The sequence below is a fragment of the Vibrio sp. FF266 genome, assembly GCF_041439695.1.
GTDB lineage: Bacteria > Pseudomonadota > Gammaproteobacteria > Enterobacterales > Vibrionaceae > Vibrio > Vibrio tasmaniensis_A.
This window is the reverse complement of the sequence record NZ_JBGOOO010000004.1, coordinates 57,969-70,302: the sequence shown is the minus strand read 5'-3', so window position 1 is coordinate 70,302 and position 12,334 is coordinate 57,969. Positions and strand designations below refer to the sequence as shown.

Genomic DNA, 12,334 nt, shown 5'->3' with positions numbered 1-12,334 from the left:
TAAAAGATTAAGAATTCTGCATACGCTTTTTCAGTCGAGCTAAATCAATTTCACTAGAGCGAACAGTCAACTTAATACACTCGTAATCGTACTCTTCTTTAACCACACTCATGTTTGAGCGAATCTCGCCGATAATGCCTTGTCCAGAATAAGGGATAGTGATCTCTTCTTCGATCATACCTTCTTCAGCAACACCAACGATGTACTTGTGCAGTTTCGTAATATCTAGCGGATCACGAGTCGACGTTAGCATCGCATCTGGGAATTCTTCGATCAGCTCTAATTGCTGTTCTTCAGTCAATCTATCGCACTTATTCAGCACTAATAGTTTTTCGCTGCCTTCAACACCCACTTGTGCTAATACGTCGTGTACCACATCAAGTTGTGCGCGGAATGAAACATCAGAAGCATCAACCACATAAAGCAACAATGAAGCATCGTGCGCTTCTGCTAGCGTTGAGTGGAATGATGCAACCAGATCGTGTGGCAATTTCTTGATGAAACCCACTGTATCTGAAACCAGAATACGCGGTTGAGTAATCGGCTGAAGCGCACGAACCGTCGTATCTAGCGTTGCGAACAGTTTATCTTCACCCACCACTTCGGTTGCGGTCATTGCACGCATCATCGAAGATTTACCGGCATTGGTGTAGCCAACTAAAGCAACAGTGAAAAGCTCCGCGCGCCTTGTGCGTCGGGTCTTCATTTCATCTTGTACGCTTACTAGCTCACGCTTAAGCGCAGCAATTTGGTCACGTACGTTACGACGGTCTAGCTCTAGTGAAGTTTCACCGGCGCCCTGACCCATTTGACGCTCTTTATCGCCCTCAGCCGTTTCACGAAGACGTGGCACTAAGTAGTTTAAACGAGCGATATCAACTTGCAGACGAGCAGTACGAGTACGAGCGTGGCGGCTAAAGATTTCGATGATGATGCCAGTACGGTCAAATACTTCCACACCCAAACTCGCCTCAACAGTACGCATTTGAGATGGACTTAAATCACAGTCAAATACCACAACATCAGCGGCACCGTATTGGAAATTGCCCGTTGGAAGATCATCAAAATCTAGCTCATCGATTTCAGAATCAAACAAACCCGACTCATCAAGAAAGTCTTCATCTTCAGCTTCTTCAATAGAGCCTTGGTAACCAGTTAGATGTGCAATTTCGGCGAGCTTACCTGCACCCAACACATTCTGTCTTTGAGATGAACTGTGGTGTTGCGATTGCGTACCGACGACTTTAAACCCTAGGGTTGTCACTAAGCGAGCAAGTTCGGCAAGAGACTCTTTTGCTTCGTCACCTTTAAAATCCGGTGTCGTAATAGAAATAAGTAAAGCGTTATTCGCCGCTGGTTTTGCTGTTAGTTTCATGTATTCTTCTGTTTATGCACCAAGGTGCAGCCTAGTTTCTGGTCTAAAGTAGTGTGATCCTACGCGTTTCTACGTCAGCTTTATAGAGCTAAGGGATACTAAATCACGATATTATTGCAGTAGAAGCATATATATCGTTTATCCCTCTGTTTTTATAAGGGATAAAAAGCAAGTATAGACAACGAAAAAGGCAGCATCACGTTACTTATTAGTAGTTGGTGATACTGCCTTTGATTTAGACATGAACTTTGATTGTTAAACTAACTCAGCAACTAGAAGTTAGAAGTCGATTCTCGCTTCGGTTTGAGCATCGAAGAATACCGCCTTTGATAAGTCAAAATGAAGCGGTGCCATTTGCCCAACCGACACTTCAAATTCTGGCGATAAACGACACGCGACTTCTTGGTCGTTCACTTTAACCATTGCGATGGTATCTGGCCCTGTTGGTTCTAATACTTCCAATTGCAGGTCTAGCTTTGTGGTTGCCGACACATCATCACCTTCTTGCTCGGTAATGTGCTCAGGACGTAGCCCTATTACCAATTCCTTGCCGTCTTGGTCGCGCATACTTTGTGGTAAACGAATGTGGTGTTCTTGATCTGCCGTGCCCACAACCTTAATGATTGGATTCTGGTCCTCATCCAAGTCCACCATGGTTTTAATGAAGTTCATTGATGGTGAGCCCATAAAGCCCGCTACGAACATATTGTTGGGTTTGGTATAGATCTCTTGTGGCGTACCTAGCTGCTGCAGTTCACCGTCTTTCATTACTGCGATGCGATCCGCAAGAGTCATAGCTTCGATCTGATCATGGGTTACATAAACAATTGTGGTATTCAGCTTCTGGTGCAGACGTTTAATCTGATGGCGCATTTCAACACGCAGCTTGGCATCCAAGTTGGAAAGCGGCTCATCAAACAGATACAGCTTAGGACGACGAGCTAGAGCACGTCCCATCGCGACACGTTGACGCTGACCACCAGAAAGCTGCGACGGTTTACGATCCAACAACTGTTCGATTTGCAGCATTTCCGCTACTCGGTTTACCTCTGCATCGATCTCTTGTTGCGGCATCTTACGAATCTTCAAACCGAAAGCGATATTGCCGCGTACCGTCATATTGGGATAAAGCGCGTAAGACTGGAATACCATCGCAATGTCGCGGTCTTTAGGTTCAACCTGAGCCACGTCAACACCATCAATCACGATTTCACCCGAACTAATATTTTCGAGCCCAGCAATGGTGTTCATTAGGGTGGACTTTCCACACCCCGAAGGGCCGACAAGTATCAAAAATTCCCCCGAATCGATACTGATGTCGATGCCCTTTAACGTTTCGTTGTCCGCGTTGCGATAGGTTTTACGGATCTGTTTTAAATCTAATGTTGCCATGGGTAATTATCCTTTTACTGATCCTGCCGTTAGGCCACGAACAAAATATTTTCCTGCGAAGACGTACACCAACAGCGTTGGCAAGGCGGCGATGATCGCGGCAGCCATGTCGACGTTATATTCTTTAACGCCAGTGCTGGTGTTGACTAGGTTGTTTAATGCTACGGTAATCGGCTGTGTCTCTGAGCCTGAGTACACTACCCCGAATAAGAAATCATTCCAGATTGCGGTGAACTGCCAGATCACTGTCACCATGATGATAGGTGTAGAGATTGGTAATAAGATCTTAAAGAAAATGGTAAAGAAGCCTGCGCCATCCAGTTTTGCCGCTTTGATCAATTCATCAGGAATCGAGATGTAGAAGTTACGGAAAAACAGAGTAGTAAACGCCATGCCGTAGATAACGTGCACAATCACCAAGCCAATAGTTGTGTTCGCCAAACCCATTTTTCCTAACATGGTTGCCATTGGAAGCAACACCACTTGGAATGGAATAAAGCAGCCAAACAACAACAAGCTAAAGAACAGGTTTGAACCTCTAAATTGCCATTTCGTCACGACATAACCATTGAATGCACCGAGCAATGTTGAGATCGCAACCGCAGGTATCACCATTTGGAATGAGTTCCAAAAGTAACCTTTGATGCCTTCACATTTCACGCCCGTACAAGCGGTGTCCCACGCTTTATACCAAGCATCAAACACCCACTCTTTCGGCAAGCTCATCAAGTTACCTGCCTTTATGTCTGGCAGAGTTTTGAATGACGTCAGAGCCATTACGAACAATGGCATCAAATACACCAAACAGAAGAAAAGCAGTGCTGAATAAATAAAGATTCGAGCAAAATTGATGTTATTCATCATGACTTTTTCTCCCTAAGTTCAGAGTAAAGATAAGGCACGAGAATCGCTAAGATACCAGCAAGCATCATCATGGCACTGGCAGCACCAAGGCCAATTTGTCCGCGAGTAAAAGAGTGTGCGTACATGAATAGCGCAGGAAGATCCGATGAATAACCGGGGCCACCCGCTGTCATTGCCGTCACAAGGTCGAAGCTCTTAATCGCAATGTGAGAAGTAATGATCACCGCACTGAAGACCACAGGGCGCAAACAAGGCAGAATGATTTTGAGATAGATGGTAGGTAAGCTTGCCCCATCAATTTGCGCCGCTTTGATGATTGAAGAATCGATGCCACGCAGACCTGCTAAGAACATCGCCATCACAAACCCTGAAGACTGCCAAAGTGCCGCGATAACCAAGGTATACACCGACATTTCGGAGTCGACTAGCCAGTCAAATTTGAAGTCAGTAAATCCCCAATCTTGCATCAGTTTTTCAATGCCAAGACCCGGATTAAGAATCCATTTCCACGCCGTACCCGTCACAATGAATGACAACGCCATTGGGTAGAGATAGATGGTACGAATCGCCCCTTCTTGACGGATATTCTGGTCAAGCAATACCGCTAAACCAACACCAAGCAAGATGGCAATCGCCATAAATAGAAAACCAAACACACCGAGGTTGGTGATTGAGGTAATCCAGCGATCGTTATCCATCAGCTTTTCATATTGGGTTAAACCAACGAAATTAAAGCTCGGCAGAAATCGAGAGTTGGTGAACGACAACGCTGCCGTCCAAAATATGTAGCCGTAGATACACACCACGGTCACTAACGCAGTCGGCGCCAGTACAATTTTAGGTAACCAATGTTGCAACCTGTCAGCAAAACTCGGTTTCGGTGCAGGCTGGCTCCTTGTGGGTTTTGGAGTCGACTCAGTCAAAACATGCTCCATAACTTATCCTTGTTGCACAATCGAGCCAATGGCTTACCTTTCGGCACCACATCAGCATCACGCATATCAGAATTGGGAGTGAAGAGCAGATAGGCTCCCTACGAGCCTACCCACCCTGGGGGTTCGATAAAGCAACACAGCCCGTCACTCACGTGCGTTGTGTGTCACTTATCAAGTTAGATTAGATAGCCGCTTTCACTGCTTTTGCTAACTTAGCTGCCGCTTGTTTAGGATCGGCATCTTTCTCGTTGAAGAAGTTGGTCACTACGTCATAGATAGCGCCTTGAGCATAGCTTGTTGTCGCTAGGCCATGAGCCATACTCGGAACAAGATCGCCCGATTCAGCACTCGCTTTGAAGGTAGCCATTGAATCCAACGCACATTGGTCGAATTTAGACATGTCCATATCTAGACGTACAGGGATAGAACCTTTGTTAAGGTTGAAGACTTCTTGGAAATCTTTGGTAAGAATGGTTTTCGCTAGGTCTTGCTGCGCTTTTTGGTTCTCTTGGTCGCTTAACTCAAAGAACGCAAAGCTATCGATATTGAAAGTAAATTGGCCGGCAGTACCTGGAGCTGGTGCACAGATGTAATCTTTACCCGGCACTTTGCCTGCCGCAGTAAATTCACCTTTCGCCCAGTCACCCATGATCTGCATCGCTGCTTCACCATTGATAACCATTGAGGTTGCTACATTCCAATCACGACCAGGAGAGTTGCTGTCGATGTAATCACGCATCTTTTTGAACTTGGTGAACACTTCCACCATTTTGTCGCCAGATAATACGTCCATATCAAGATCAACGAACGCTTTGTTGTAGTCTTCACTGCCTAGTACATCAAGTGCCACGGCTTCGAATACGGTCGCGTCTTGCCAAGGCTGACCACCGTGAGCTAATGGAATGAAGCCAGCCGCTTTAATCTTGTCTGCAGCAACAAAGAACTCATCTAATGTCGTTGGAACTGTCACACCCGATTTTTCTAAAACAACAGGGTTTGCCCAAAGCCAGTTAACACGGTGAACGTTGACAGGAACTGCCACATATTCACCATCCCACTTCATCACTTTAGTCACTACTTCTGGAAGTAGTTCATCCCATTGTTCTTGTTTAGCAGTCGCATCGAGAGACGTTAGAAAACCTAAACCACCCCACTCCTGAATATCATGACCTTTAATCTGCGCTGCAGAAGGTGGATTGCCCGATACTGCTCGCGTTTTCAAAACAGTCATCGCACTTTCACCGCCGCCACCAGCAACTGCGAAGTCTTTCCAAGTATGGCCTTGTTGTTCAATCATCTCTTTCAGTACGGCAGCGGATTTCGCTTCGCCACCGGCAGTCCACCAGTGGAGCACTTCCACTTCACCAGCTTGAGAAAATGTTGAGGCAGCAAGAAGAGATAGAGTAAGTAGGGTTTTATTGATTTTCATTATTATCTTCCATGTTTAGCGGACTCGACGTCCGGTTCATTAAAGAGTCTACTTATTCTGACTGGTAAGATTGAAACAAAAGGTAAGCCCAATGTAACAGGATTGTTACACTACACTTCTAAGCCTGTTGGGATATAGACTTTGACTTCCAAGCCACCTTGAGAGGAGTTGCGAATAATGAGATCTCCACCGTGTCCGTGCAGGATATTTCGGCAGATCCCGAGGCCAAGTCCGTGTCCTTGATCATCCGTTGCTAGCCTAAAATAGGGTTCAAAAACCATCTCTAACTTGTCTTCAGGAATGCCATTCCCACGGTCTTGAATAGTCACGACAACCCAAAGCTCATCACCACTAACTTCCACGACAGCTGATGAACCATACTTAACCGCGTTGTCAATTAAGTTGGTCAGTACACGCTTAATCGCCAGTGGTTTCGCGACCAGTGGCTCAATGACGACCGGCTCAAACTCAACTTTTGTCTGATACTGGTTATGAGATTCAATAACAGAAAGTACCATTTCGTTGAGGTCAATAATGGCATTATTCTCGTGTAGATCGGTGTCTCTCACCGCTTGCAAAGCACCTTTGACCATCATCTCGAGCTCATCGAGATCTTTATTGAATTTGTCTTTTTTTACTTCACTCTCCAACAACTCTGCACGCAATCTAAGGCGTGTTATTGGTGTCTTTAAGTCATGGGAGATCGCAGAAAAAAGGTGCTCTCGGTCGGCAACATAGCGACGAATCCGTTGCTGCATGCGATTAAAGGCTCGGGTTGCGGTGACCAGTTCAGTCGCCCCTTCTTCGTTTAGCGGAGGCTGCTGAATATCCATACTCATCTCATTGGCCGCCCTTGCTAACTTTTTCAGAGGACGCACTTGGCGACGAATCATTAAATAAGTCAACACCAGTAGAATAAGCGTTGAAGAGACTAAGAAGATCACCTGCTCTCTGCCAAGAATCGTATCGTCGAGTTTCACATATGGCGCTGGCAACAACGCAGCGATATATACCCATTCGTGGCTGGTTAATTCTATTTGAACCACCAGAATTGGCGGATTAAGAGGCTCTAACGTTAAAGTATGATGTGCCCACGATCGCGGGAGATCGCTTAAATAGATGTCATTTTTGAGCAAGCGAAGGTGTTCAGGTCGAGAAAAATCTACCCGAACTGATTCGACTTTATTGAGCTTGTTACTTAAAACACTTTCTATAGCTTCTATCGATGCGGTTTTTAAGCGGGTGTCAGGGATAGGCTCAACAATCAAAGCCTCTTTATTGAAAGAAACAAAGAAACGCGTACCGCCCATATTGCGGATTTGATCCAACACGATATGACGATATTTAACGGGTAGAGATTGGAAAAAAGTCACCGTTGAAGCAAACATGTTCGCCATGCTCGACGAAGCAGAACGAATCCCTTCCAGCTCTTTGTGTTTTGATTCGCTATACCATATAGACGTTGCGATGCCCTGAGCTATTACTACGGCTAACAGCGTCAACAATAAGGTTCTTGCGACTAACGAATTTGGTTTCAACCAACTCATCCAGTTCATACGAGATATTTCATCCAGAATACTTCATTGGAAATACTTTATTAGCGTTACTTGATTAACAGTAGGTCATACTTAGTGTTCATACTGAACCGGCACAGCAAGAATGTAGCCATTACCGCGCATGGTTTTGATGTAGTGAGGGTATTTACCACTGTCACCCAGTCGGCTTCTCAGGCGACTAAGCTGTACATCAATACCACGTTCAAAAGGCAGCGCTTCACGGCCTCTGGTAGCGAAAGAGATGGTGTCACGGTCGAGAACTTCGTTAGGGCGAGTTAAAAACAACATCAACAAAGAAAAGTCACTGCCCGATAAGTCCATCTCTTCTGAGCTTTCATTGTGATAGATTCGATGCGCGAGCGTATCGAGCGTCCAATCACCAAAAATAATCTGCTTTGGCAATGCATCACTTGGCTTGTCGTCCACCACTTGTACACGGCGTAATAGAGCTTTGATTCGAGCCATTAACTGACGAGGACTAAACGGCTTGGCGATGTAATCATCTGCACCAATTTCTAAGCCGATAATCTGATCGGTTTCATCCGATACCGCTGTCAGCATAATGATAGGCACATTGGATTGTTTTCGGACTCGCTGACACAAGGTAAAACCGTCGTCACCGGGGAGCATCACATCAAGCAGAATCAGGTCTGGATAACCATTGTTTTGCAGATGAGTTTCGAGTTCAACACCATCTCCCACCGAAGAAACATCGAAACCCGATTTTGTGAGGTACTCTTCCAGCAGCTCGCAGATTTCTTGATCATCATCCACCACGAGAATTCGAGTATTTGTTGGCATCGCCCAAACCTATTAAATTTACAACTTATTCACATAGTGTATAGGCTGGCCGATTATTTGATTATTGACATGTTTGTAAAGTTAGACGAACAAACAGATAAAGATCACATCTTAGTGACCTCTACCTGTACTTAGCGACTCAAAGAATCATAGGAGGTTAAGAGGAACAGCTGATTTCCATGGCTTTGCCCCACTCAGGCGGCAAGGCAGCAAGATGTTCGTAGTCAGGATGTTCCGCATAAGGGTCTGCCAGCACCACCATTAGTGCATCAATATCGCTGCTATCACCGCGCTCAGCTTTATCTATCGCAAGCTGGGCTAGGTAGTTTCTGAGGATGTATTTCGGGTTTACTTGTCGCATCTTTTCACAGCGATCGGCCACTGAACTCTCTTCCAATTCACAGCGTTGCAAGTAGTTATTCACCCATAGCTTTGCGGCCTCGCGGTCGATAACCAAATCAATCACGTCTTGCGGCGGCAATGTATCTAGGTTCGACAACGTTCTAAAGAATCTTGGGTAGTCGACTTTGTTTTGTGACATCAGTTCGAACAACGATTCAAACAAGCGACTGTCACCTTCGTGTTTCGAAAGCAATCCTAACTTACGGCGCATCAGCTGACTGAAATAACCGTTCATTTGTGGCTCGTACTGTTCTAACGCGGCCTCTAGATCTGCTTTATCCACCAGCGGCGAAAGCGAGTGAGCCAGTGCCGACAAATTCCATAATCCAATTCTAGGCTGCTGATTAAAGGCATAACGACCTTGATAGTCGGAGTGATTACAGATCAAGCGAGGGTCATATTCATCTAAGAAGGCGAACGGGCCATAATCGAAGGTTTGGCCGATGATCGACATGTTATCGGTGTTCATCACCCCATGAGCAAAACCATTCGCTTGCCACAGCGCGACCATTTCCGCAGTACGATCAACAATCTGATAAAACATAGCAGCGTAGGGTTTCTCTTCATCGAGGCATTCCGGGAAGTGCCATTCGATGACTTTATCGGCCAGTAATTTATGTTCTGCCAACTGATTGGTATAAAACAGATGTTCAAAGTGACCGAAACGGATGTGTGACTCAGCAGCACGCACCAGCAATGCGCCCCACTCTTGTTTCTCTCGATAAACGGGCGTGTCGCTAGTCATCATTGCCAATGCGCGAGTGGTTGGGATATTAAGCCCTGCCATCGCTTCACTACATAAGTACTCACGAACCGTTGAGCGAATAACCGCACGACCATCGCCCATACGTGAATAGGGGGTTTTACCTGCACCTTTAAGATGCAAGTCGAACGTTTCACCACTTTTTGCGACAACTTGAGCCAATAACAGCCCTCTTCCATCACCTAAATCCGGATTATAAGAACCAAACTGGTGGCCTGCGTATTTCATTGCTACAGGCGAAAACTGCTCAGGCTCAACATTGCCAGATAACGTCTCAAGCAATTCCTCTGAGGCACCTTCAAATAGCGGAAAGCCGAGTTCATTCGCAAGGTTATGGTTCCATGCGAGCCATTGGACATTGCTGAGCGGTGTAGGTTGAATTGGGGTATAGAACAGTCGAGGTAATGCAGTAAATCGATTGTTAAATGAAATAGAATCCCAGACAGACATGAGAGATACATTGTAGATAAAAGATAACTTAAGATTATCACAGTTTGATAACAACTTCAGATCAGGTTATGCAGTGAGTCTATTGAGATAAAGGGGTTAATGAGACAAAGAGATTATTCAGAGAAAAAGGTTACTGAGAGGAAGGTACAGCTAAGAAAAGGTTAAGTGGCTAGCCTGATGAGAAGAGCCACATTTACGAGTGTAAGAGTTCTAACTTTGAAGACTTTTTGAAAAGTATATTCATAATAAAACTGAAAATATAGAGCCATGAAGCTGACTACATTAGAGCAAGAATACCCAGAAGAGAAAGGGTAGAGAAAATCCAAGTACGACTGATTACGCCAAAATTACTGTGTTGAATCATTTCTTGATGCTGCATATATCTCTCCTGAGAATGTGATGGTGTAACACCAATATATCGACTTTATGCCGATATCAGCAAGCACATTAATATTAACCTTTTATTACAGCCTGAATAATTTTCTGTAACTATTCAGGCCTTTGATAAATTGAAAATTACGCTCGGCTTGTAGTAGAAAGCAGCGCCCCTGCACCGATAAAGACACCACCAGTCACAAGATTAAAAACCTTGGCTCTACCTTTAGCAAACAACCAATTTGATGATTTCGCACCTAGGTAGGCATAAACCAGTAACCAAGACAATTCCATCACAACGAAGGTCAAAGCGAACACCAAAAATTGAGGAAATAGCGCTATCGATGGGTCAATAAACTGAGGAAAAAGTGCGGTAAAAAACAGGATAGCTTTTGGGTTACTCGCACCAACAATAAAGCCACTGACATAATGCTGTGCAGCGCTTTCTTTAACAGGTTGAGAGCCTGCTTGTTGATTCGATAACTTGTCGTAATCTTGCTGACTCGATCGTAACGACTTCCAACCGAGATAAATAAGGTAAGCAGCCCCCGTCCACTTAATGATATTAAACACCACTTCAGACGAAGCAATAATTACCCCTAGCCCGGTAAACGATAAGGTTAGAATGCCAGTAATCGCAGTTAAGCTCCCCAAGGCGGTAAATATCGATAACTTAAAGCCAGATTGCACACCCTTAGTCATGCACAACAAAGAGCTTGGCCCTGGTGATGCCGTTAAGATCAACACCGCTAGCAAATAATAAATCCATGTATCAAAGGTCATCGCGAATTCTCCTTAACTCACTAAAACGACTAAATATTGAGCACCAATATGTGATAGCTATTCATATTAAGCAACTAAATATTGAGCACGTTCACTCTGTGTTGCTTACTTATCCATTAAATTTTGGCAATAAAAAACGCCATGCATTACTGCATGGCGTTTAAATTCAAACGTTTCAAATAGAACGTCTTATCAGGTTCTAACCTTAAGTTTCCAGCCTAATCTCTAAGCTAAATCCCTAAGCTAACGACTAATAGTAACCTAGTCTTTGTAGATAGAGAACTCATCCGCGCAAGCAACAAGCTGCTCACGAGTGATCATGAATACGCCATGACCACCGTTAGAGAATTCAATCCAAGTGAATGGAATCTCTGGGTACTGATCCATCATGTGAACCATTGAGTTGCCCACTTCACAGATAAGAATACCGTCGTCAGTTAGGTAGTCAGGTGCGTTAGCTAAGATACGACGAACCAATTTCAGACCGTCTGTACCCGCTGCTAGGCCAAGTTCTGGCTCGTGAGTAAACTCATCTGGCAGGCTGTTCATATCTTCTTCGTCCACGTAAGGTGGGTTAGATACGATCAGGTTGTATTTCTCTTTTGGCAAGTCACGGAAAAGATCTGAACGGATTGGGAACACTTGCTGCTCCATGCCGTGATCTTGGACGTTCTGCTCTGCAACTTGCAATGCATCTGTAGAGATATCAATCGCATCTACTTCTGCGTCAGGGAATGCATGAGCACAAGCAATAGCAATACAACCACTACCTGTACACATATCCATGATGCGAGTTGGCTCTTCAATTAACCAAGGTTGGAATTGAGCTTCGATCAGCTCACCAATTGGAGAGCGAGGCACAAGAACGCGCTCATCAACGAAGAACTCAAGGCCACAGAACCAAGCTTTATTGGTTAAGTAAGCCGTTGGTGTACGCTCATTGATACGCTTGATTACGCGCTCAACAATACGCAGACGTTCGCTACTTGTTAGACGAGAGTTCATCACATGCGAAGGAACATCAATCGGTAGATAAAGAGTAGGTAAAATTAGTTGTACCGCCTCATCCCACGCGTTATCAGTGCCGTGACCATAAAATAGGCCCGCTGCGTTAAAGCGACTAACAGTCCAACGAATCACATCTTGAAGCGTGTGTAGTTCTGATACCGCTTCTTCTACAAAAATCTTATCCAAAATTGTCTCCGAAAA

10 protein-coding genes are annotated in these 12,334 nt (G+C 44.8%); all 10 read right to left on the bottom strand.

Annotation, left to right across the window (positions count from 1 at the left end):
- Positions 1 to 7 precede the first annotated feature (7 nt).
- Complete coding sequence (hflX, locus tag ACED59_RS04970) at positions 8 to 1,375, bottom strand: GTPase HflX (RefSeq protein WP_012603471.1); 1,368 nt, start codon at positions 1,373 to 1,375, stop codon at positions 8 to 10.
- A gap of 279 nt (positions 1,376 to 1,654) precedes the next feature.
- Positions 1,655 to 2,767: an ABC transporter ATP-binding protein gene (locus ACED59_RS04965; RefSeq protein WP_017099189.1), complete on the bottom strand. Its 1,113-nt coding sequence runs from the start codon at positions 2,765 to 2,767 to the stop codon at positions 1,655 to 1,657.
- Between the two features lie 6 nt (positions 2,768 to 2,773).
- Complete coding sequence (locus tag ACED59_RS04960) at positions 2,774 to 3,631, bottom strand: carbohydrate ABC transporter permease (RefSeq protein ID WP_009848502.1); 858 nt, start codon at positions 3,629 to 3,631, stop codon at positions 2,774 to 2,776.
- Positions 3,628 to 4,566 carry a carbohydrate ABC transporter permease gene (locus ACED59_RS04955; protein ID WP_009848503.1) on the bottom strand — a complete coding sequence of 313 codons (939 nt, stop codon included), beginning with the start codon at positions 4,564 to 4,566 and terminating at the stop codon, positions 3,628 to 3,630. The genes ACED59_RS04960 and ACED59_RS04955 overlap by 4 nt, the downstream gene beginning before the upstream one ends.
- Before the next feature lie 181 nt (positions 4,567 to 4,747).
- Positions 4,748 to 5,995: an ABC transporter substrate-binding protein gene (locus ACED59_RS04950; RefSeq protein WP_009848504.1), complete on the bottom strand. Its 1,248-nt coding sequence runs from the start codon at positions 5,993 to 5,995 to the stop codon at positions 4,748 to 4,750.
- 110 nt (positions 5,996 to 6,105) lie between these two features.
- Complete coding sequence (locus tag ACED59_RS04945) at positions 6,106 to 7,551, bottom strand: ATP-binding protein (RefSeq protein ID WP_017099188.1); 1,446 nt, start codon at positions 7,549 to 7,551, stop codon at positions 6,106 to 6,108.
- Between the two features lie 72 nt (positions 7,552 to 7,623).
- Positions 7,624 to 8,352 (bottom strand): response regulator, encoded by a 729-nt coding sequence (locus ACED59_RS04940; RefSeq protein WP_017099187.1) that lies wholly within the window; start codon positions 8,350 to 8,352, stop codon positions 7,624 to 7,626.
- Between the two features lie 157 nt (positions 8,353 to 8,509).
- Positions 8,510 to 9,967, bottom strand: a complete 1,458-nt coding sequence (locus tag ACED59_RS04935) for a protein adenylyltransferase SelO (protein ID WP_017099186.1) — start codon at positions 9,965 to 9,967, stop codon at positions 8,510 to 8,512.
- Between the two features lie 516 nt (positions 9,968 to 10,483).
- Positions 10,484 to 11,125, bottom strand: a complete 642-nt coding sequence (locus ACED59_RS04930) for a LysE family translocator (protein ID WP_017099185.1) — start codon at positions 11,123 to 11,125, stop codon at positions 10,484 to 10,486.
- Between the two features lie 261 nt (positions 11,126 to 11,386).
- The gene (prmB, locus tag ACED59_RS04925; RefSeq protein ID WP_009848509.1) at positions 11,387 to 12,319 is read right to left on the bottom strand and encodes a 50S ribosomal protein L3 N(5)-glutamine methyltransferase; all 933 of its coding nucleotides are present in this window, start codon (positions 12,317 to 12,319) and stop codon (positions 11,387 to 11,389) included.
- Positions 12,320 to 12,334: the final 15 nt, after the last annotated feature.